At 63.8% G+C, this 20,323-nt stretch carries 20 protein-coding genes and 1 pseudogene; 10 read left to right on the top strand and 11 right to left on the bottom strand.

All coding sequences use genetic code 11. The features are described from left to right. Positions 1 to 77: 77 nt before the first annotated feature. The 3 genes from B348_RS0117115 to B348_RS0117105 are packed head-to-tail and all read right to left on the bottom strand — an operon-like array spanning position 78 to position 971. Positions 78 to 485, bottom strand: a complete 408-nt coding sequence (locus B348_RS0117115) for a response regulator (RefSeq protein ID WP_017737292.1) — start codon at positions 483 to 485, stop codon at positions 78 to 80. A gap of 54 nt (positions 486 to 539) precedes the next feature. Further along, positions 540 to 737 (bottom strand): Flp family type IVb pilin, encoded by a 198-nt coding sequence (locus B348_RS0117110; protein ID WP_017737291.1) that lies wholly within the window; start codon positions 735 to 737, stop codon positions 540 to 542. 42 nt (positions 738 to 779) lie between these two features. After that, the gene (locus tag B348_RS0117105) at positions 780 to 971 is read right to left on the bottom strand and encodes a Flp family type IVb pilin (protein WP_017737290.1); all 192 of its coding nucleotides are present in this window, start codon (positions 969 to 971) and stop codon (positions 780 to 782) included. A gap of 315 nt (positions 972 to 1,286) precedes the next feature. Between B348_RS0117105 and cpaB the strand changes: the two genes are divergently transcribed. From cpaB to B348_RS0117065, 8 genes and pseudogenes are all read left to right on the top strand, one after another. Then, the gene (cpaB, locus tag B348_RS0117100) at positions 1,287 to 2,228 is read left to right on the top strand and encodes a Flp pilus assembly protein CpaB (RefSeq protein ID WP_017737289.1); all 942 of its coding nucleotides are present in this window, start codon (positions 1,287 to 1,289) and stop codon (positions 2,226 to 2,228) included. 20 nt (positions 2,229 to 2,248) lie between these two features. Continuing rightward, positions 2,249 to 3,466 (top strand): type II and III secretion system protein family protein, encoded by a 1,218-nt coding sequence (locus B348_RS0117095; RefSeq protein WP_017737288.1) that lies wholly within the window; start codon positions 2,249 to 2,251, stop codon positions 3,464 to 3,466. Then, positions 3,463 to 4,653, top strand: coding sequence for a protein TadZ (locus tag B348_RS0117090; RefSeq protein ID WP_017737287.1), 1,191 nt, complete (start codon positions 3,463 to 3,465; stop codon positions 4,651 to 4,653). Before B348_RS0117095 ends, B348_RS0117090 begins: the two co-directional genes overlap by 4 nt. Beyond that, positions 4,650 to 5,923: pseudogene (locus tag B348_RS01000000130095) on the top strand (CpaF family protein). Before B348_RS0117090 ends, B348_RS01000000130095 begins: the two are co-directional and overlap by 4 nt. Positions 5,924 to 5,935: 12 nt before the next feature. Further along, positions 5,936 to 6,820, top strand: coding sequence for a type II secretion system F family protein (locus B348_RS0117080; protein ID WP_017737286.1), 885 nt, complete (start codon positions 5,936 to 5,938; stop codon positions 6,818 to 6,820). A 1-nt stretch (position 6,821) separates the two neighbouring features. Further along, positions 6,822 to 7,706, top strand: a complete 885-nt coding sequence (locus B348_RS0117075) for a type II secretion system F family protein (RefSeq protein ID WP_017737285.1) — start codon at positions 6,822 to 6,824, stop codon at positions 7,704 to 7,706. A gap of 11 nt (positions 7,707 to 7,717) precedes the next feature. Next, positions 7,718 to 8,407: a lipopolysaccharide assembly protein LapB gene (locus tag B348_RS0117070; RefSeq protein WP_017737284.1), complete on the top strand. Its 690-nt coding sequence runs from the start codon at positions 7,718 to 7,720 to the stop codon at positions 8,405 to 8,407. A 12-nt stretch (positions 8,408 to 8,419) separates the two neighbouring features. After that, positions 8,420 to 8,692: a DUF3613 domain-containing protein gene (locus tag B348_RS0117065; protein ID WP_017737283.1), complete on the top strand. Its 273-nt coding sequence runs from the start codon at positions 8,420 to 8,422 to the stop codon at positions 8,690 to 8,692. On the opposite strand, the gene B348_RS0117060 is transcribed toward B348_RS0117065, so the two are convergent. Then, positions 8,689 to 9,474 carry a response regulator transcription factor gene (locus tag B348_RS0117060; protein WP_017737282.1) on the bottom strand — a complete coding sequence of 262 codons (786 nt, stop codon included), beginning with the start codon at positions 9,472 to 9,474 and terminating at the stop codon, positions 8,689 to 8,691. The genes B348_RS0117065 and B348_RS0117060 overlap by 4 nt on opposite strands. Positions 9,475 to 9,590: 116 nt before the next feature. After that, entirely contained in the window at positions 9,591 to 10,076 is a 486-nt protein-coding gene (locus tag B348_RS0117055; RefSeq protein ID WP_017737281.1) for a prepilin peptidase, read from the bottom strand. A gap of 72 nt (positions 10,077 to 10,148) precedes the next feature. On the opposite strand from B348_RS0117055, the gene B348_RS0117050 reads away from it, so the two are divergent. Both B348_RS0117050 and B348_RS0117045 read left to right on the top strand, forming a co-directional pair. Further along, positions 10,149 to 10,586, top strand: a complete 438-nt coding sequence (locus tag B348_RS0117050) for a TadE/TadG family type IV pilus assembly protein (RefSeq protein ID WP_026136844.1) — start codon at positions 10,149 to 10,151, stop codon at positions 10,584 to 10,586. After that, positions 10,583 to 13,315 carry a PAS domain-containing sensor histidine kinase gene (locus tag B348_RS0117045; RefSeq protein ID WP_017737279.1) on the top strand — a complete coding sequence of 911 codons (2,733 nt, stop codon included), beginning with the start codon at positions 10,583 to 10,585 and terminating at the stop codon, positions 13,313 to 13,315. The genes B348_RS0117050 and B348_RS0117045 overlap by 4 nt, the downstream gene beginning before the upstream one ends. Here B348_RS0117045 and B348_RS0117040 read toward each other — a convergent pair. The 6 genes from B348_RS0117040 to pbpC all read right to left on the bottom strand — a co-directional run bounded on the left by B348_RS0117040 (position 13,312) and on the right by pbpC (position 20,290). Next, the gene (locus B348_RS0117040) at positions 13,312 to 15,321 is read right to left on the bottom strand and encodes a pilus assembly protein TadG-related protein (RefSeq protein ID WP_026136843.1); all 2,010 of its coding nucleotides are present in this window, start codon (positions 15,319 to 15,321) and stop codon (positions 13,312 to 13,314) included. The genes B348_RS0117045 and B348_RS0117040 overlap by 4 nt on opposite strands. Before the next feature lie 228 nt (positions 15,322 to 15,549). Continuing rightward, a complete protein-coding gene (locus B348_RS0117035) occupies positions 15,550 to 16,107 on the bottom strand; it encodes a DUF4136 domain-containing protein (RefSeq protein ID WP_017737277.1) in 558 nt (185 codons plus the stop codon). Between the two features lie 45 nt (positions 16,108 to 16,152). After that, positions 16,153 to 16,755 carry a DUF4136 domain-containing protein gene (locus tag B348_RS0117030; protein ID WP_017737276.1) on the bottom strand — a complete coding sequence of 201 codons (603 nt, stop codon included), beginning with the start codon at positions 16,753 to 16,755 and terminating at the stop codon, positions 16,153 to 16,155. Between the two features lie 24 nt (positions 16,756 to 16,779). Continuing rightward, complete coding sequence (locus B348_RS0117025; protein ID WP_017737275.1) at positions 16,780 to 17,529, bottom strand: methyltransferase; 750 nt, start codon at positions 17,527 to 17,529, stop codon at positions 16,780 to 16,782. Next, positions 17,522 to 17,830: a MazG-like family protein gene (locus B348_RS0117020; RefSeq protein WP_017737274.1), complete on the bottom strand. Its 309-nt coding sequence runs from the start codon at positions 17,828 to 17,830 to the stop codon at positions 17,522 to 17,524. The genes B348_RS0117025 and B348_RS0117020 overlap by 8 nt, the downstream gene beginning before the upstream one ends. Positions 17,831 to 17,977: 147 nt before the next feature. Further along, complete coding sequence (pbpC, locus tag B348_RS0117015) at positions 17,978 to 20,290, bottom strand: peptidoglycan glycosyltransferase PbpC (RefSeq protein ID WP_032864939.1); 2,313 nt, start codon at positions 20,288 to 20,290, stop codon at positions 17,978 to 17,980. Between the last annotated feature and the right edge of the window lie 33 nt (positions 20,291 to 20,323).

Below are 20,323 nucleotides of genomic sequence, written 5' to 3'. Positions count from 1 at the left end.
GTGTCAGTCAGTACAAGTGCTGGCTGCTCCACCGCCATCGCAGGCAAGCCAGCTCCCACACTGAACCCAACTGGCTGCTAGAACTGGCGCTTCTGCAGGGGAAACAAGCTGTTGAGGGTATCGATCAACCGCACCAGGTAGATCGGCTTGCGAAACAGGTCCAACACCTGCAAACGCAGCATGTCGCTGACGTCATCCATCTCGGCGTGGCCCGACATCACGATCACCGGCAGGTGCTGGCGAGACGTGTGTTCGCGCAGGCGCTTGATCAGGGAGATGCCGCTTTCTTCGGGCATGCGCAGGTCGGTGATGATCAGCGCGATATCCGGGTTGAGGGTCAGTTCCTGTAGCGCGTCGGTCACGGAGGTGGCGGTAAAACACACAAATCCCTCATTGGAGAGGGATTCGGCAAGTTCGATCAGAGCGTCCTCTTCGTCGTCCACCAGGAGAAGTTGTTGCCGCGAAGAAGGCACGGAGGGACTCATGGCGAAAGATCCTGACACTAAGATGCACTCAGGTTAGTCGTGTCGCGGGATTGATCAAGTCGATGCGATGCTCGCCTCGACCAGGTTGAACAGCACCTTTACACGGTCACTTATGGGAGTCATGAAGATCCCGATCACCGCCGCGCACATCGCCGCCACAATGGCGTACTCAATGCCGGAGGCGCCGTCCCTGGCGCTCACCATGACCCACACTTTCACGTAGATAAAACGAATGCTTTCTGCGATGTGCATGTAGAGCTCCGGCAAAAGAGGAGAACGCGACTCGCTAGAGCATCAAGTACCGATACCTGTTTGAATCGAGGTGAAAATGGCCTTTACCTTAGTGCTGATCGGCGTCATGAAAAGCCCGATCACCGCCGCACACATGGCCGCGACAATTGCATATTCAATACCGGAGGCCCCCTCTCTTCCGTAAGACAGAATCTGGATTTTGACAAACACTTTGCGAATGGCATCAAGGAACATATGACTTCTCCTTTGCGCTGAGAGCGCGGATGTAGCGGGCTTGCAACATGATCTCGCTATGCCACTAGAGCATTGTCGGCAAATTCACTCCCAACAAGTGTAATAAGCGACTAATCACAAAGTAGTAGTCAGCCAAATGGCGTCAAAGCCCCAATGTTTGCCCGCCGATACACAATATTTCCATGCAGTAATGGCATTTTGTCCTAGCTCGACTACCTTCAAATAGCGAAATAGTTGAATACCCAGAACGAACTGATTGCGTAGTCGCTGGATGGACCCGTTGAAAGGTCTGCCAGTAGGAAAGGGAGAGCCTTCATGAGCAGTCGTATCAGCATGATTCTGGCCGCGGTACTGCTACTCGGGGCGTTGATTGCCGGGTACTGGGGCCTGGTTCTCAGCCGCCCGGAGCCGGTTGCCGCCGTCGCGCCACCTGTCATTAATAACGCCCCTGTCGCTGCCATCGAAGACCCGACCCGCCAACCCGTGGTCGTGCTGGCCCATGACGTGCCGCCCTACGTCGCCCTCACCGCCGCCGACCTGACGCTGGAAAAACTCAAGACAGCTCCCGCCGGCAGCCTGACCGCACTGGACCAGGCGGTCGGCCGCACGCCATGGCGCGCCCTGCAAGCCGGCACCTGGCTGACCGAAGAAAGCTTCAGCGCCGGCGGCAACCTGTCGCGCATGATCCGCGCCGACGAGCGCGCACTGGCGGTCGCGGTGGATGAAGTCACCGGCGCCGGTGGCCAATTGAACCCCGGCGACTATGTGGATGTGATGCTGTACCTGCGCTCGGAAAACGGCAACCCGCAACCCTCCGCACAAACCGTCGTGCCGGCCCTGCGCCTGCTGGGCGTGGGCGATCAACTGGGCCTGACCAACGACGGCAAGCCCGGCTCGCCGGTGGCCGTCACCGCCGAAGACAAGGCCAAGCAACAACAAGGGCGTGCCAGTGCGCGCACGGTGTTGCTGGCCGTGCCCGAGCAGTTGATGACGCGTCTGGTCCTCGCCGTGCAGGCCGGCAGCCTGCGCTTGGCCGTGCGCAGCGCCGACGAGCAACGCCTGAGCCAATACTGGGCCGGCGACACCGACTCTGCGCAGAATCTCGACAACGCCAAGCGCGACCTCTACCAGTTCAACCAGCTGGCGCAAACCACGCCGCCCATCAGCAACTTCAACCCGACAGCCACCAAAGGCACGCCGCGTCGCTCGGGTGTCGAGGTGATACGCGGCAACCAGGTCACTCAACAAACGCCCTGATAGCGCTAAGGATGCCTTGAATGAGCAGTCGTTCCATGCCGAAGTTTTCGCGAGTGTTCTGCACCCTGGTCACCCTCGCCCTGCCCGTCGGCGCGGCACAGGCGGCACCGGGCAATTGCGCCAGCCTGGGGCAGTTGCCTGCGACGCTTGAGGTCGGTGAAGGTCTGCAACAGGCCATCCAATCCCCGGTCGCCATTACCCGGCTGGCGGTCGGCGACCCGAAAATCGCCGACGTCCACGTCAACGGCAACCAGGCCTTCCTGCTGACCGGCGTCTCGTCCGGCGCCACCAGCCTGATGATCTGGACCGCCTGCTCGCCCAGCCCGCGCCAGACCATGGTGTTCGTCAAGGGCAAGGCCACGTCGGCGCTGACCAGCCTGTCGCTGTCGCCCTCGGAAGATCCGTCGCTGCCCAGCCAGGTGCAGACCGATATCCGTTTTGTCGAAGTCAGCCGCACCAAGCTCAAGGAAGCGAGCACCAAGTTTCTCGGGATCGGCACCAACTTCTTCCTCAGCAGCCCGAACATCCTGTCCCCCACCGAGGGCGTGTTCAAACTGCCGGTGAGCACGGACAACTTCAACGTCGGCTTTGGCGGCGGCCGCGTCAAGGCGATGATCAACGCCCTGGAAAGCAGCGGTTTCGCCTACACCCTGGCGCGGCCCAGCCTGGTGGCCCTGAGCGGCCAGAGCGCGACCTTCCTGGCCGGCGGCGAAGTGCCGATCCCGGTGCCCAGCGCCGGCAGCGACACCATTTCCATCGAGTACAAGGAGTTCGGCATTCGCTTGACCCTCACCCCCACGGTGATCGATCGCAACCGCATCAGCCTCAAGGTTGCGCCGGAGGTCAGCGAGCTGGACTACAGCAACGCCGTCGCCATCCAGGGTATCCGGGTGCCCGCGCTGACCGTGCGTCGCACCGACACCAGCGTGTCCCTGGCCGATGGCGAGAGCTTCGTGATCAGCGGCCTGATCAGCACCAACAACCGCTCCACCATCGACAAGTTTCCGGGCCTGGGGGACATCCCGATCCTCGGTGCGTTCTTCCGTGACTCCAACATCAGCCGCGAAGAAAAAGAGCTGCTGATGATCGTCACCCCGCACCTGGTCCAGCCCCTCGCCGCGAATGCACAACTGCCGTCCCTGCCGGGGGAAAACCTGCGCAGCTACGACCCGAACTGGTACCGCCTGTTCTTCCTCGAAAACGGCAATTTCGACCGACGCACAGGACTCTCCCAATGAGCGAAAGCCTGAGCCAGACCTTCCTGGCAATCACCCGCAACAGCACCGACCTGGAATGGCTCCAGGGGGCCCTCGCGCCCCTGGGCCAAGTGGTCAGCGCCGGCAGCGGCAGCCTCGACGAGCTGCTTGCTTTGGTGGACGTGACCTTCGCCAACCTGGTGTTCATCGGCCTCGACCGCGAAAACGTCACCCACCAGTGCGCCCTGATCGAAGGCGCCCTGGAGGCCAAGCCGATGCTGGCGATCGTCGCGTTGGGCGACGGCATGGACAACCAGCTGGTGCTCAACGCCATGCGCGCCGGCGCCAGGGATTTTGTCGCCTACGGCTCGCGCTCCAGCGAAGTCGCGGGGCTGGTGCGGCGCCTGAGCAAACGCCTGCCGGCCGTGGCCCACACCAGCCACCTGGGCGGCCTCACCGTGCTGTATGGCACCCAATGCGGCACCGACGGCGCCATGCTCGCCGGGCACCTGGCGCACGTGGTGCAGAAAAGCGGCCAGCAAACCCTGGTCCTCGACCTCGGCCTGCCCCGGGGCGACAGCCTGGCGCTGCTGGGCCTGGAAAGCTCGTTTCACTTCGGCGATGCCTTGCGCCACCTGCGCCGCCTCGACGCCACTCTGATCAACAGCGCCTTTACCGCCACCGAAGCGGGCCTGCGCATCCTCGCCTACACCGACAGCGACGAGCCCCTGGAGCACACCAGCGCCGCCGAGCTGTACATGTTGCTCAGCGCCCTGCGCCAGCACTTCCAGCACATCGTGGTGAACCTCACCGGCCAACCGGACAGCGAAGCCCTGCGCACCTTTGTCAGCCATTGCGACAAGCTTTTGTGGTGCACCGACCAAAGCGTGCTGGACTGCCGCCGCAACCTGGCGGTGCTCAATCGCTGGCGCGAAAAAGGCATGAAACTGGACCACGGCCGGTTGCTCATCGACCGCTACATCAAAGGCGCCGCGCCCGAGGCCGAAGCCCTGGGCAAGACCTTCGGCCTGGAAGTCATCGCCGTGCTACCCCTGGCCGCCGAGCTGCGCCTGAACGCCAAGAACCAAGGCCAGAGCCTGTTCACCCTGGCCCCGCGCGAACCCTTGACCCAAGGCCTGCGGGTGCTCGGCGAGCGCCTGGCCAAACGTTCCGAAGGCCTTGAGAAACCCTCGGCCAACTGGCTGACCCGCCTGTGGGGCACCAAGTGAGCGGCGAAAAGCTGTTCGGTGTGCCCGGCGCGCGCGGTGCGGTCGGCAATACCGATCACGACGGCCTCAAGCTGGTGCTGCACCGCTACATCATCGACGCCATCGAAGAGTCGGGGAAAAACCTGCTGGAAGGCCCCGCCAGTCCCTCGCGCAGTTTGTGATCGACAAGGTCAACGAATACATCACCCGCATGCACCTGGCGATTTCCCGCTACGAGATGGAGCGCCTGGCCGAAGAGATCGTCGACGAACTCACCGGTTTCGGCCCATTGGAAGTGCTGCTGCGCGATGCCTCCGTGACGGAAATCCTGGTCAACGGCCCGCACCGGGTGTTCGTCGAGCGCGATGGCCTGCTGCACCAGAGCGACCTGCGCTTTATCGACGACCACCATGTGGAGCGCGTCATGCAACGCATCCTCGCGCCCTTGGGGCGGCGCCTGGACGAGTCCTCGCCGATGGTCGATGCGCGCTTGCCCGATGGCAGCCGGATCAACGCGATCATCCCGCCGATTGCCCTCGACGGCCCGTGCCTGTCGATCCGTAAATTCCGCAAGGACATGCTCAAGAGCAGCGACCTGGTGGCCATGCAGACCATCGACCAACCGATCTTCGAGTTCTTCCAGGAGGCCGTGGGCAAGCGCTGCAACATCCTCATCAGCGGCGGTACCGGCACCGGTAAAACCACGCTGCTGAACATTCTCAGCCAACTGATCAACCCCCACGAACGCCTGGTCACCATCGAAGACGTGGCCGAATTGCAACTGGGCCACCCCCACGTGGTGCGCCTGGAAACCCGCCCGCCAAATGCCGAAGGGCACGGTGAAGTGAAGGCCAGCGACCTGATCCGCAACGCCCTGCGGATGCGCCCCGACCGCATCATCCTCGGCGAGATTCGCGGCGTGGAAGTGCTCGATGTGCTCACCGCGATGAACACCGGCCACGATGGCTCCATGAGTACCGTGCACGCCAACAACGCCCAGGATGCGCTGCTGCGGTTGGAGACCCTGGTGGGCCTGACCGGGCGCACCGTCGCGGAAAAAACCCTGCGCCAGATGATCTGCGCGGCGCTCGACGTGATCATCCAATTGTCGCGCATGCCCGACGGCCGCCGCTGCGTCACCGAGGTGGTGGAAGTGGTGGGCGTGCGCGATGACGTGTATGTCACCAACACCCTGTTCCGCCTCGACAAACGCACCGGCTACGGTTTTGTGCGCGAAGCCATCAACCCCGCCGGCGACAAACTGCGCCGCGAAAGCCACCTGCCGCAGTAGGAGGCGCCGCCCATGCTCGCTCCGATCCTGCTCGCACTGATGTCCCTGGCCATGCTGTTGCTTGGCCTGCAACTGATGCGCCGTGGCGTGCGTCAGGCGCAGACCGACCGCGTGCTGGAGCGCCTGGCCCACGGGCAACCCGACAGCCCGGAGCACAACCCGGTGCTGACCAGCCTGGAGCGTACCTTCATGCGCGCCGGCCTGGGCAAGCCGACCGAGCGCCTGGGGCTGTGGCTGACGCTGTGGGTGCTGGGCGCGCTGCTGGGCCTGCTCGCCTTCGACTGGCTGGGGTTGCTGGTGATGCTGCTGACGCCGCCGCTGGCGCTGCGCTTCTACATCTCGCTGCGTTATCAACGCCGGTTGCGGCGCATGATCGAGCAACTGCCGCAATTGCTCGACCACGCCGTGCGCAGCCTCAAGTCCGGGCGCACCCTGGCCGATGCGGTGCTCGGCGCCATCGATGCCAGCGAAGACCCGTTGCAGAGCGCCATGGGCCGCATCAAGCGCAACGTGTTGCTGGGGGTCAGCCTGCCGGAAGCGGCGCACGATTTCGCCGAGCTGTATGAACAGGATGAACTGCGCCTGTTTGCCCTCGGTTTGAAGGTCAACCATCGCTACGGCGGCAACGCCAGCGAGTTGCTGGAAAACCTGATCAAGATGATCCGCGAGCGTGACCAGGGCGCGCGCCAACTGCGCGCCATGACCGGCGAAACCCGTGTCACCGCCGTGGTCCTGGCGCTGCTGCCGGTGAGCGTGGCCGGCTACTTCCTGCTGACCAACCCGACTTACCTGGTGGGCATGTGGGCCGATGGCAGCGGCCAATTGCTGCTGATCGGCGCGTTCAGCATGCAGATCATCGGCTGTGTGGCGCTGTGGCGCATGCTGAGGAGCATCTGAGATGGCCGTGCTGATCAGTGTTGCGCTGTTTCTCGCTGCACTCGCCCTGGTGGCCGTCAACCTGATCGGCCAACGCCGCCAGCAACGCCTGGTGACCCAACGGCTGCAAGGCGACACGCAGCGCAACGACAAGGTCGGGCACTTGTTGCGCCAACTGGGCAACACGCGGATCGGCCAGCGCACCATCAGCCTGGACAACGAAACCCAGGTCCTGCTCAACCGCATCGGCTGGCGAAAAGCCAGCCAGCGCTCGCTGTTTGCCGCCTGCCAGGTGGGCGCGCCGATCCTGTTCCTCGGCTTGACCCTCCTCTTGCAAAGCCTGTTTTACCCGGATGTCGCCCATGCCTGGCCCGCGCCGTTCCTGGGCCTTGCCACCGGCTACCTGCTGCCCAAGCGCGTGCTGGCGTCCGTGGCCAAGCGGCGCCAGGAGCAAATTTCCCAGGAGGTTTCGACCTTTATCCCGCTGCTGCGCATCCTGTTCGAGTCGGGCATGGCCGTGGAGCAAACCCTGCGGGTCATGTCCAACGAAGCCCAGCAGTTGCTGCCGGTACTGACCTCGGAGCTGCGCCTGGTGCTGGCACGGGTGGACTCGGGCCTGGAGCTGGGCGAAGAGCTGAGCAAGACCAGCCTGATGCTCAGCGTGGATGAGTTCAGCGACACCTGCGCGATCCTGCAACAGCTGCTGTATCAGGGCGGCGGCGCGATGAAGTCGTTGCAGGCGCTCAAGCAATTGCTGGATGACCGGCGCCTGACGCGCATGCAGGAATACATTTCCAAAATGTCGGCCAAGATGTCGGTCGTGATGATGGTCTTTCTGTTTCCCGCGCTGCTGATTGTGTTGGCCGGCCCCGGGTTTATCGCCATTTCCAAGGCCATGGGGCCTTGAGAGGACGCACCATGAAATTACTGATTGCCGCCTGCAGCGTGTTGTTGATCAGCGGTTGCGCGAACATGGGCCAGACGCCCTGGTCGGGCTTTGCCGGCGCCAGCAGTTGCTCCAAGCCCAGTTCGGACCAAGAGTTGTCGCTGAACCTCGCCGATGAAATGGCCAATGACGGCAAGCTGCACGCCAGCCTGGCCAACCTGCAAAACATGACGGACAACCTGCCCCAGGTGCGCCTGCGCAAGGCCAAGGTTTACCGGCTGCTCGGCCGCAGCGAGGCCGAGCCGATGTACCGCAGCCTGCTGGGCACCTGCATGGCCGCCGAGGGCGAACATGGCCTGGGCCAACTGGCGGTGGCCAGGGGCGATAACGGCCAAGCCCTGGAGCACTTGCAACGGGCCGCCAGGCTGTCGCCCACCGATGAAAAAATCCGCAACGACCTGGGGGTGGTCTACCTCAATCAGCTGCGCATGGAAGACGCCCGCTTCGAATTCCTCACTGCCATGGAGCTCAACCAGAGCAACTCGCTGGCGGCGGTGAACATGGTCACCTTGCTGATCTACCAGAACAACTGGAAGCAGGCGTCGCAGTTCGTCAGCCGCTTCAACTTGAGCCCCGAGCAGTTCAACCAGGCCCAGGCCCGCGCCGAGCAGCTCAAGGGCTCTGCAACCCGCGCCAAGGGTCAAGTGGCGACCGTCAAATAAGGGAGTGTCCCAATGAAACTCAAACCCCTCGCCCACCTGCTGTTGGCCACCCTGCCCCTGACCGCGCTGGCGATCGAGCCCGGGCCGTCATCGGTGTACCAGAGGCAGACCGAAGGCTGGCTGCAAATGCAGATCAAAGGGCAGTTGGCGACGTCCACGCCGCAAAAGGCCTCGCCGGCTGAGCGCGAGCAGGCCATGCAGCGTTTGATTGAAAGTTACAAACACCCCATTCCCGAGTACTTCGACCAGAAACAGGGTGGCACTGCGCCAAGCGGCAGTAACTAGTGGGCGGTGACGCGCTGGCGGATCGCCGAGTTGCTCGGCGACAGCGCCAGCGCCAGTTGGGTGCGGTTATGCATATGGGTCAGGCGCAGCACCTGGGACACGTAGAGTTTCACCGTGTTCTCGGTGATGCCCAGCTCACAGGCGATCTGATAGTTGGTCTGGCCCTTGCCGACCAGGCGCGCCACATCCAATTGGCGGGGGGACAGCTGTTTGAAGATGGCCGGCATTTCACTGCTGTCGGCGTCCGCCAGATCATCCGGCGCATCGCGACCGGCTTGCTGCGGGCTGCTGCGCACTTTGTCGAGGTCGTGGTACAGGTCATCGATCGAGGCCGACAGAAACTGCAGCTTCTGATTCAGTTGCCCCAGTTCCACCCCCTTTTGCCGCTCACGCAGCGCCGTCTCCTGGCGTTGCAGGCCTTCAAGCAGTTCGTCGAGATTGATCGGCTTTTGATAGTAATCGGCAATCCCGGCACGCAACGCCTTGATCACATCCTGTTTGTCGGCGCGACCGGTCAGCATGATCGCCTCGAAGGCGCGCTGTTTGCCGGCGATGCGTTGCAGCTCCTGGACCAGTTCGATGCCGTCCATGTCCGGCATGTGCAGATCGCACAGCACCAGGCCGATCTCGACGTCTTCACGAAACCGCGCAACGGCTTGCGGGCTGGAATGGCATGGCACGCAACGGTAACCGCTGCTTTCGAGGAATTCGCACAACTCTTCCACGATCAAGGGATGATCGTCGACCACGAGCACTTTCATTTGCGGGGTAAGCTTGTTCACGCGCTACTCCATGCCTGGGCAAGCCAAAGTCTGATCAATCCGTGCCAACAGCGTCTATTTCGCACACTGTAGCTATAAACGTAGACGCACTTTCCTACTATGTACATAGCGATAGCCTACGCCGCGACTAAAGGGATCCAAAACCACGCGAGGGTGAATCCGACCAGTAAAAACGGCGCGAACGGTTGTTTTTTTGACTGATCGGGTCCCAGGTAGTGAAGGGTATTTCTAAGCCCTTGATTCATCAGCGGCCATAATTTTGGCGCCAGCAGCAACCAGGTGGCACTGGCCAGTCCGGCACCGATAAAGGTGCCCAGCAAGTACGCGCAATTGGTCGCCAGCGCCAGGGCCGCCAGCAGCTTTACGTCCGCAGCGCCAAGGCGCCCCAGCGCGTAACCGGGCAAGGTGAACAGCACGGCCAGGGCAAATGCCCAGCCGCCCTCGGCCGGCGTGGCGCCCAGCCAGGTGGTGCCGCTCCACAGCAGGTAAACCAGGGCCAGCAGGAAGGCACCGAGCGTCAGGGCGTTGGCGATCTGCCGTTGGCGGATATCTTGCGCGGCGCACAGCGCCAGCCAGGCAAACAGAAAGAGGCTTTGAATCACGTAAAAAAAATCCCTTTTTGCTGAATGATTCTATGCTGATATCAGGTAGTGGTAGTCAGGGTAGACGCAGTCATGAGAAAGGGCCTCCCTAGAAAACAGAAAGGTGCCGCCGCGATTGAGTTCGCGCTGGTGTTCATGATCTTTTTCGCCGTGTTCTATGGCCTGGTCAGCTATAGCCTGCCGTTACTGCTGTTGCAGTCGTTCAACCAGGCTACGGCCGAAGGCGTACGGCGCAGCGTCGCCCTGGACCCCACCACCCCCGGCTACGCCGCCGCCGTCCAGGCCCGTGCCGTGGCGGGCGCCCAGGCCCAATTGCAGTGGCTGCCGCCCGCGTTCAAGTTCGTGCCGGCCTACATCACCACGAGCTTCACGGCCAACTTGCTGACCGTACAGATCAACTACCCCTCCGCGAACCTCAAAAGCGTGTTGCCGTTCCTTGTGCTGCCGGGCTTTGGCACCGTGCCCAACCTGCCAACCACACTCACAGCCCAAGCGAGCCTGCAATTTTGACCTCGGGGGAAAAGTTCTTCGATCGCCTCCTCGGCCGCCCGCCCGAGGTTCATGTAGCACCAGCCCTGGTGCCCGCCAGCGCCGGCTTGCAGATCGACCTGGACGCCCTTGGCCGTGTCCTGCACATCCACGGCGCCCTGCGCCATCGCCTGGTCAAACACACCACCACGCAACAACCTGTACCGTTGCTGGACTACCTGTGTGCCCACAGTGCCGTAGTCATCGAAGGCAGCCCCGCCGACTGGCAGGGGCAGATCCTCGACCTCGACTTCCAAGGGTTTGCCGCCAGCCCCCTGCACACCCGTGGCTGGCTGCAACCCCAAGGCGATGGCTGGCGCTTGCAGCTGTTGGATATCGGCGACTTGCTCGCCCACCGCCAGCACGCCGACACCCGCGAACGCCACCAGTTGCTCAGCGCGCAGATCAGCGAACGCCTGCGGGTGTGCAGCCTGGCCCGCCTGCCAGAGGTGGTGCAGGAGAATCTGCACAGCATCGCCCAACACTTCAAGGTGCCCTGCGTCGCCATCGCCCTGCTCGACGAACAGGACCAGGGCTGGCAGGTCCACAGCCAGTACCGCGCCTTTGACGCCCCGCTGCTGTGGCGCGACGGCCAGCTCCTCGGCGGCGCCCTGGATAGCCTTGGTGGCACCGCCCCTGTGCACCTGACCCGCAACCATGGCCACAGCGAGCATCCGCGCCTGCAAGGAATATTCGGCAATGCCGAAGGTTTCCTGGTGCCCTATCGCGATGATCACGGCGTCGCCGCGTGGCTGCTGTGCGGTTTCTTCCAGACCGAGGACGCCTTTGCGCGGGACTGGCTGCAACTCGCCGCCGCCCTCGCCGCGCCCCTGCTCAGCCGCCTGCGCGAGCAGCGCCACCAACAACAGCTCGATCGCCTGGAGGCCCTGCAAGGCCTGCTCGGCACCGGTTGGTGGGAGCTGCCCAACCACAGCGAAGACATCCAACTGGCGCCGCAACTGCAGCACCACCTCGACCCTGACGCCCCGGCCACACGCCTGGCCGTGGCCGACTGGCTGCTGCTGTTCCACCCCGCCGACCGCCAGGAACTCGCCAGCCGCCTGCAAGACTTGCAGACCCTGAGCAAACCGCTGTCCACCAGCGTGCGCCTGCACCGCCTCGACGCGGCGCAAAACCCCGTGTGGTATCGCGTGCAGGGCCAGGCGCTGGGCGTGGGCAACAACCGCCGGCTGATCGGCTTCATGCTGGACATCAGCGACATCAAGAACCAGCAGCAACAAGCCGCTGCCGCCCATGCGCGGCTGGACAACCTGATCGCCAGCGCCCCCGCGATCATCTACGTGCAGCGCTATGTCGAAGGCACCCTGCAACCGCTGTTTTTCAGCGACAGCCTGCGGCCCTTGCTCGGTCGCACCCTGGCCGAATGCACCGCGGCCAGCCTGATCGAATGGCTGCACCCCGACGACCGCGACCTGTACTTCGAACGCACCCGCCAATTGCTGCGCGAAGGCAGCGTGCGCAGCCGCTATCGGGTCCAGGACAAACTCGGCAACTATCACTGGCTGCTCGACGAGGCCAAGTTGCTGCGCGACGATCTCGGCCTGCCGGTGGAAGCCGTGGGCCTGTGGCTGGACGTCACCGAGGCGACCCTGGCCGCCGAGCAGGTCAAGCAAAGTGAAGAGCGCTACCGCATCCTCGTGGAAGACTCGCCGGCGATGATTTGCCGCTACCGCCCCGACCTGACCCTGACCTTCGGCAACACGCCGCTGGCCAATTACCTGGAGTGCCAACCCGAGCAATTGCCGGGGCTGAACCTGGCGGACTGGCTGTCGGATGAGCAACGCACCAGCTTCGTACAGCGCATCGGCCAACTGACCCCGGAATACCCGGTGAGCACCGCCGAAATCAGCCTGCAACTGCCGGGGCGTGCGCATGCCTGGTGGGTGTGGTCAGACCGTGGCGTCTTCGATGAGCACGGCGCGCTGGTCGAAGTGCAGGCCGTGGGCCGCGACAACACCGAAGTGCGCCGCTCCCAGCAACAACTGACGCAAAGCGCGAAAATGGCCACGCTGGGCGAAATGGCCACGGGCCTGGCCCACGAGATCAACCAGCCGCTGAACGTGATGCGCATGGCCATCGCCAATGTGCTCAAGCGCCTGAGCAGCGGCGAAGTGCAGATCGACTACCTGAGCGAAAAACTCCAGCGCATCGACACCCAGGTACAACGTGCCGCACGGGTGGTGGACCATATGCGCGTGTTCGGCCGGCGCTCGGAAATCGAGCAGCAACCCTTCGACCCGGCACAGGCGGTGGAAGGCACCCTGTCCCTGCTCAGCGAGGGCCTGCGCGGCAAGGGCGTGGAGGTGCGCCTGACCCCGGCGGACTTCACGGTGCAGGTCAAAGGTTACGTCGATCAGCTGGAGCAAGTGCTGATCAACCTGATGGTCAACGCCCGCGACGCGTTGCTCGGCCAGCGGGAAAAACAGCCGGACCTGCACCCCTGGATCGCCGTGCACAGCGAACATGACGCCAGCCACGTGCGCATCTGGGTCGAAGACAACGGGGGCGGCATCGACCCGCGTTTGCTGGAGCGGATCTTCGAACCGTTCTTCACCACCAAGCCCATCGGCGTGGGCACCGGCCTCGGCTTGTCGGTGAGCTACGGCATTGTGGAGAACATGGGCGGACGTCTGAGCGTCGGCAACGGCGAGCACGGCGCGCAGTTCTGCGTGGAGCTGCCGCTGGCCTAGTTCACCAACGCCGCCTGGCCGTGGGGCCTGCAACTGAGGTTGGCGCCGACTTCGACCTGGTTCAAGTTGATGCCCAAGGTCGAGAGCAAGCCATTGACCAGCGGATCGACAATCGGACTGAGCACGTTGCCAATTACGCCGCCCAGTGTGGACGTCAAGTTATTGAGCAACGTGCCGCTGGTGACCAACAGCGAGCCCAACAGGTTGAACCCTGTGGGTTGGTAGACCTGGAACTTCAGCCCGGTTTTCAACGCGGTGCCGACGGAAGCCACCAGGTTGGTGGTCGATAGCGAATGATACAGCGATGGCTGCTTGATCTCCGGTGGCTGGGGGAAGGTGTAGGTGGCGCCGGAAGCAGTCTGCGTGCCCACGGCAGGGTCGATGGTCACGCCTATGCCGCCGCCATAAAACGGCTTGCGGGAGGCTGGATCACAGGTGGTTGGGCCGAGCCCGAGCAGCGGTTTGAGGCAGGTAATCGCACCGATGTCGATCACCGGCAGCGGCGGCACCGGATCCAAGGGCGGGCTCGCGCCTAGCGAATCGCTCAGCGTCGGGCTCTGGCCGACCTTGATGGTCACCACCGAGGCGTTGGTTTGGGTGGTCAGGGTTTTGGTCGCGTCACTGGCGCAGGTGAAGCCGGTGACATAGCTTTCCGCGCCGCCCAGTTCGAGGATCACATCCACACTGGGCACCGACGGGTTGGTAGCGGAAGACAGCAGCCGCAAGTCAGTGCTCTGGCAAGGGGTACCGCCAATCGCGCAGAACACTGAACTGAGCGTCCCGGCGAGGTTCAGGCTGAGCAAATTGTTCAGCACGTCGGAAAGCGGGCTGACCAAGCCATTCAAGGCCGTGTTGACCAACGGTGTTGCGAGCAGCGGCAAGGTCACCGTCAGGCCCACACTGACCTGCGCCGTGCGCACATAAATGCGCGTGGCCGCATCGGTTTTATTCTTGGCGTACGTGGGGTCGCCAATCGATGACAACTGCGGTGGCTGAATGACTTTGACCTTGAGGTTGGCAGTGACCCCCGGGATCGTCACCGGTATCTCGGCCACCACGCCGTTGGTCTTGTTGGCCAACTGCACAAAGGCTTGCGCCAGCTGGAACGCATTCACCGTGGTGTTGAGCCCCGAAGACACCGCCCCGGCCTGCAATTGCAAGAGGGTGCCCAAGGTCACGTCGGCGGGCCCCACCAATGCCTTGATCTGGCCCAGCGCCGTCGTCGCCGCCACCGAAGCCGTCCCCCCACCGGCCTGCAATACCGTGACGGCGGCGTCGATCAATTGGCCGATCTTGAGGTTCTTGGCCAACAATTCATCGTAATTGCCCGCCTGCACGTTCACGTTCAGCGCCAGCTGGTTCAGGTAGCTGAGCAGGTTGATATCGCTGTCCGCCAGGCCTTGATAGCCCACCAGGCCCAGCGACAGGTTGCCGCCCAGCAACTTGCCAAACAGCAGGTCAAGGGCGGGCGAGTTGGTGCTATTAACCGTCGCCACTGTTGTTTTGATCGTCAACTGCGCCTGCGGCGGCAGGATCTTCGGCGCGGCGACCGCCTTGGCCGTCAACTGGGTCATCAGGTTGTAGGCATTGCCATTGAACAGCGACCACACGCCCCCGGCGACACTGGTCAGCACCGGGCGCGAGGCGATCACCTGGATGGCGTCGGTCTTGGTCGCATCGGCACTGAACACGCGCAGATTGCTGGCGTTGGTGGTCAGCGTGCCGCAGTTTACGTTCAGGGCATTGCCGGGGGGGATCACATAGCCGTTGCGCGTGGCGCTGGCGCCCGCATAGACCGGCGCGGTGTTGGTGGCGGGGAGGCAATTGCCGTTACGCTGCACCGCTTCCAGGGCGGCCATATCGGCAATGCCTTGCAACTTGCGCTTCTCCAGATACAAGCGCCCGCTGTCGATGACCAACAACAGGAAGACCAACGCCAGCCCGAGGGTCAGGGCCGCCGTCAAGCCAATCGCACCACGCTGCCTGGAACGAAGTCGGGGAGACATCGAGCACTCCTTTAGCGCTTACTCTCCGTAGGTGCAGTGGAGTGTAGACAAGGCTTGGCAGGTGCGCTGGCCAGTCGCCACATTGGCGACTGACGGAGATTTGGGCCTGGCACAAGACTAAATGTGGGAGCTGGCTTGCCTGCGATAGCTATCTGTCAGTTGATGCATCCTTGACTGACAGACCGCTATCGCGGGCAAGCCCGCTCCCACAGGGGATTGCGGTGTTTCTTAGTGCGGCGGGTAGTTCGAGAGAATTTTAGCCACCGTAGTGCGGATCGCACTGCTGCGATCCTGCGGATTCGGCGTGCTGGCCATCATCTGTTCGTCACTGCCGCGCCACACCAGTTTGCCGTCCTTGCCGTCCAGCAGGTCGATCTGGATGGTCGCCACCTTGTAGGTGATGTTGCGCGTTTCGTTGTACATCGGCGCGCCCCAGTAGCCATTCCACGGCCCGCCCCAGGCGCCGCCGTAGTTGGTGGTGACTTGCTGCTGGCGGTCTTCGACGATCAGGTAGGCCTGCACGTTCAGGTCCGCCTTGGTGCCTGGCGCCGCCGGGCGCAGGCCGCGTTGGTCGAGTTGCTCGCCCACGGCCTGGCGGATGCGTTGTTCGGTGAGGTCACTCTTGATCCGCGGATCATCCGGGCGGTATTGCAGGGCCGGGTCTTTCCAGGCCCAATTGCGGTAGGCGCCGAAGTCGCGGCTGGCGTCAAAATCGTGGTTGACCTGATTGCTCTGGCAACCGCCCAGCAGCACTAAAAATGCGAGCGTTGCGATACGACGAAACATGGTTGTTCTCCAAAGTACGACCTGAGCCTGGAATGAGAATAGCGCTTAACTCGGCGGATAGGCGCTCAGCGCTTTTTGCACGGCCTTGCGCAAGGCCTCGGCGCGTTCGCTGAGGCTGCCCTGGCTGGCGGTTTCTGCGCTGGTGCTCCAGACCGGCTGGCCGCTGCGTGCATCGAACAGGTTGACCCGCACCACCGCCACCGTCACTTCATAGGTGCGCACGATGGGTACCGAGTTGTACATGCCGTAGCCATTGCCATAACGGTTGTAGCCGCCGTATCCGTAGCCGTAGTCATCCTGGACTTGCTTGAGGCGCTTCTCCAGGCGCACGTCGGCGCTGACCAGCAGGTCGGCGGGCTGGTTGGCGCGCTGCGGGCGCAAGCCGCGCTGGTCGAGGGCACCGTTGACCGCTTCGGCAATCTGCGCCGAATCGGCCCAGGCCGTGCCGGGCGGGAGCTGACCGTTGCGCCAGGCCCAACTGCGATAGGCACCGTAGTCACGCACCGGCGCCGGGTAGGCACTGGCATCAAAGGTGTTGGCCGCCTGCGCGGGCGCGGGCGGCATCGGCGCCGACGCGGCGACGTAAGGGTTGGGGCTGGAACACGCGCCCAGACCGAGGGACAACAGGATCAAACAGAGACGACGCATTTCGACCTCCGCAGACTGGGCCGCTTAAACCGGACGGCAGATCCAGTGCAAATAACGCCCAAGTCCGGCAAAGCTTGGGTGACGACGGTGAGCGAGTTCCATCTCCAACAAGTCCTGTAGGTTCGCGCGGGCCTGGAACTCCACCGGCATGTAGTCGTGGAAGACCCGCACGCCGCTTTGGCTTTCGACCTGCCAAAGGCCATCGAGTTGCGCCGCCAGCTCACGCGGGTCGAGGGGCTGTTGCGGGGTGAGGCTCTGCTTTTCGCCGGCCATGTCGTTCTTGCGCATCTTGCGGAAGTGGCCTTTGAGCAGGTTGCGATAGATCAACGCATCGCGGTTGTAGAACGCCAACGACAACCAACCACCGGGCACCGTGAGTTGGTGCAGCACCGGCAGGATCGCATGGGGCTCGGCCAGCCATTCCAGCACGGCGTGGCACAGCACCAGGTCGTAGGGCTCGGTAAGTTGGCCGAGTAACTCTTGCCAGGGCGCATGGATAAAGGTCGCGGTCTGCCCGGCATCGGCGAAGCGTTGGCGCGCGCCGTCGAGCATCGGTTCGGCGGGTTCGGCCAGGGTCACCTGATGGCCTTGCTCGGCCAGCCACAGCGACATATGGCCCAGGCCCGCGCCGATATCCAGCACGCGCAATGGGCGCTGGGGCAGTGCTTCGGTCAGGTCGGCCTGGAGCACGGCCAGGCGGATGGCCCCTTTGGCGCCGCCGTAGATCTTCTCGGCGAAGCGCGTGGCCAGTTGGTCAAAGTGGCGATCAGTCATGGGCAAACCGCCGTTCGCTGTCGGCCAGTTTGGCGCGCACCACTTCGTTCATGTCCAGGCCCAACTCGCTGCACAGCAACAACAGGTACAAGACGATATCGCCGACTTCCTGCCCAGCATGGGCGAGCTTTTCAGCGGGGAGCTGGCGGGATTGGTCTTCGCTGAGCCATTGGAAGATTTCCACCAGCTCGGCCATTTCCACGCTGGCGGCCATGGCCAGGTTTTTCGGGCTGTGGAACTGCTTCCAGTCGTTGTTATCGCGGATGCGGTGCAGGCGTTCGGTGAGGTGTTCGAGGTTCATGCGGGGGCTCCTGAAGGTGTGTAGCTTCGGGGGGTTTGGCCGTGAAGGCAAGTGAACCTTTGGGCCGCCATCGCGGGCAAGCCCGCTCCCACACTTGAAGGTGTTCACAGATCAAAATGTGGGAGCTGGCTTGCCTGCGATAGCGCTCTAATCGACGACGCTGAACTCAAGCCGGGCCGTCTGCCCCGCCTCATCCAGCACACTCAATTGATAGCGCCCCAGCCGCTCGAAACTGGCATTGATAAAGTCCTGGTTGGCACTATCCCCCAACGGCTCGCCATTGAGAAACCACCAGCGCCGTCCACTGCCGCCCAACGCCGAGATCTTCAGGCGCAGCGCCTGTTGGCTGGCGGCCGGCAGACGCAGTTGATCCCCTTCACGCACACCGACTATCGACAGCGGTGAAGACGCCGCCAATGCCGGTGGCGGGCAATCGGGATCGGCGGCCGGGATGCGTGCTTCGCGGCGCTCGATGCGCGGCAACCACGGTTCCAAGGGCGCAGGCCACAGGGCAATGTTTTTCAGCTCTGCCCCCGCGCAACGGGCGTCCACCCGCAGGCCCTTGGCGTTCACCCAGACGCTCTCCACCAAGCCCACGCTCAACGGTTGATCCAACGCCTGCAAGGTCGGCGGCGTGGTGTTGTCCAGCGTCCAGGCGAAGCGCTGGCGGCGGCAATTGGGATCGCTGCGATTCATCGGCTGGCCCAACGGCCAACAGATCGCTGCCACGCCCACATTCGCCGGCACCGGTCGGACGGGCGCGCTGATGCCGCGCTGGCTGTCGCGGTTGGTCAGCACGTCATGCACCTGCAACATCAATGGCGCCGCCGAAGCGAGGCCAAACTGGCCGGGCACCGGCGTGCCGTCGGGGCGGCCGATCCACACGCCGATCAAATAACGCGGGCCCACGCCAATCGCCCAGGCATCGCGAAAGCCGTAGCTGGTGCCGGTTTTCCAGGCGAGCACCGGGCGCTGTACCAGCTCGGCACGCGGGTCGCGGTCGGGCCGCGCCTGGCCACTGAGGATACGCCGCACAATCCACGCGGCGCCTGGGGATAACATCGGGCGTTCCCTGAGCACGTCATCCGGCTGCAAGCGGATCGTCGCGCTCTTGCCGTCGCGGGCGAAGGCACTGTAGCCGCTGACCAAATCTTCCAGGCGACTGCCCGCGCCGCCGAGGATCAAGGCCAGGTTCGGCTCGGCCAACGCGGGCAACGCCAGGGGCACGCCGCCGATGCGCATCTGCGCCGCGAAACGCTTGGGCCCATACGCTTCCAGCAACTGCACCGCCGGCAAGTTGAGTGAACTGGACAGCGCCGTACTCGCCGGCACCGCGCCGGTAAAGCCCATGGAAAAGTTGCCCGGCCGGTAATCGCCGTAGCGCCGGGGTACGTCTTGCAGCAGGGATTCGGAGTGGATCAGCCCGTCGTCCAGCGCCATGCCGTAGAGGAACGGTTTCAATGTCGAGCCCGGCGAACGCAACGCGCTGATCATGTCCACATGGCCAAAGCGCTTGGCGTCGTTGATATCCACCGAGCCGAGGTAGGCGCGCACGGCCATGCTTTCTTCTTCCACCACCAGGATGGCCGCAGAGGTGTGCTCCGGCAGGCGTGCGCGCCAGCCCAGCAGCAGGTCTTCGAGACGCCGCTGCAAGGTGGCGTCGAGGGTGGTGCGGATCAGCGGCGGGCTGTCGGGGCGGTTCAGGCGGCGCGCGAGCAAGGGCGCCAGGCTCGGTTCCAGGCGCGGGGCGAGCAGCAGCGGTTCTTCCAGGGCTTCATCGACGGCGGCTTGCGGCCATACCTGGAACTCGGCGAGGCGGCGCAGCACTTTGTCGCGGGCCTGTTGGGCGCGCTGCGGGTGGCGGTCGGGGCGCAGGCGGCTGGGGGCCTGGGGCAATACGGCGAGCAACGCGGCTTCGGCGTGGGTCAGTTGGGCTGGGGACTTGCCCAGGTACGCCCAACTGGCCGCTGCCACGCCTTGCAGGGTGCCGCCAAACGGCGCGCGGTTGAGGTAGAGGTTGAGGATTTCATCCTTGGACAGGTGCCATTCCAACTGCGCCGTACGCCATAACTGGCGCAGCTTGCCATGGAAGGTGCGTGAGTGCGGGTCGAGCAAGCGGGCGACCTGCATCGACAAGGTGCTGCCACCGGACACCACCCGCGCGCCCGTGAGGTTCTGCCAGGTTGCGCGCGCCAGGGCCAACGGGTTTACGCCGGGGTGCGAGTAGAACCAGCGGTCTTCGTAGGTGAGCAGCGCATCGAGGTAATACGGCGAGACTTCACTGGTGTGCACCGGGTAGCGCCAGACGCCGTTGGCATCGGCGAAGCGCCACAAGGGCGTGCCGTCTTCGGCGAGGACGACGCGTGCGAGGTCATCCTGAGGGAGCGGCAGCGGCCAGATGCGGTCGGCCAGCCACAACAGCGCGATCACCAACACCACAAACCCCAAGCTCCAGCGCAGTAACTGTGGGAGCTGGCTTGCCTGCGATAGCGG

This window comes from Pseudomonas sp. CBZ-4, assembly GCF_000346755.1.
Taxonomy (GTDB): domain Bacteria; phylum Pseudomonadota; class Gammaproteobacteria; order Pseudomonadales; family Pseudomonadaceae; genus Aquipseudomonas.
This window is presented reverse-complemented; position numbering and strand designations above follow the sequence as displayed.

What these genes read in the sequence shown, in the direction of transcription:
- B348_RS0117115 (WP_017737292.1), bottom strand. Translation starts at nt 485, where the DNA reads ATGAGTCCCTCCGTGCCTTCTTCGCGGCAACAACTTCTCCTGGTGGAC.
- B348_RS0117110 (WP_017737291.1), bottom strand. Translation starts at nt 737, where the DNA reads ATGCACATCGCAGAAAGCATTCGTTTTATCTACGTGAAAGTGTGGGTC.
- B348_RS0117105 (WP_017737290.1), bottom strand. Translation starts at nt 971, where the DNA reads ATGTTCCTTGATGCCATTCGCAAAGTGTTTGTCAAAATCCAGATTCTG.
- cpaB (WP_017737289.1), top strand. Translation starts at nt 1,287, where the DNA reads ATGAGCAGTCGTATCAGCATGATTCTGGCCGCGGTACTGCTACTCGGG.
- B348_RS0117095 (WP_017737288.1), top strand. Translation starts at nt 2,249, where the DNA reads ATGAGCAGTCGTTCCATGCCGAAGTTTTCGCGAGTGTTCTGCACCCTG.
- B348_RS0117090 (WP_017737287.1), top strand. Translation starts at nt 3,463, where the DNA reads ATGAGCGAAAGCCTGAGCCAGACCTTCCTGGCAATCACCCGCAACAGC.
- B348_RS0117080 (WP_017737286.1), top strand. Translation starts at nt 5,936, where the DNA reads ATGCTCGCTCCGATCCTGCTCGCACTGATGTCCCTGGCCATGCTGTTG.
- B348_RS0117075 (WP_017737285.1), top strand. Translation starts at nt 6,822, where the DNA reads ATGGCCGTGCTGATCAGTGTTGCGCTGTTTCTCGCTGCACTCGCCCTG.
- B348_RS0117070 (WP_017737284.1), top strand. Translation starts at nt 7,718, where the DNA reads ATGAAATTACTGATTGCCGCCTGCAGCGTGTTGTTGATCAGCGGTTGC.
- B348_RS0117065 (WP_017737283.1), top strand. Translation starts at nt 8,420, where the DNA reads ATGAAACTCAAACCCCTCGCCCACCTGCTGTTGGCCACCCTGCCCCTG.
- B348_RS0117050 (WP_026136844.1), top strand. Translation starts at nt 10,149, where the DNA reads ATGAGAAAGGGCCTCCCTAGAAAACAGAAAGGTGCCGCCGCGATTGAG.
- B348_RS0117040 (WP_026136843.1), bottom strand. Translation starts at nt 15,321, where the DNA reads ATGTCTCCCCGACTTCGTTCCAGGCAGCGTGGTGCGATTGGCTTGACG.
- B348_RS0117035 (WP_017737277.1), bottom strand. Translation starts at nt 16,107, where the DNA reads ATGTTTCGTCGTATCGCAACGCTCGCATTTTTAGTGCTGCTGGGCGGT.
- B348_RS0117030 (WP_017737276.1), bottom strand. Translation starts at nt 16,755, where the DNA reads ATGCGTCGTCTCTGTTTGATCCTGTTGTCCCTCGGTCTGGGCGCGTGT.
- B348_RS0117025 (WP_017737275.1), bottom strand. Translation starts at nt 17,529, where the DNA reads ATGACTGATCGCCACTTTGACCAACTGGCCACGCGCTTCGCCGAGAAG.
- B348_RS0117020 (WP_017737274.1), bottom strand. Translation starts at nt 17,830, where the DNA reads ATGAACCTCGAACACCTCACCGAACGCCTGCACCGCATCCGCGATAAC.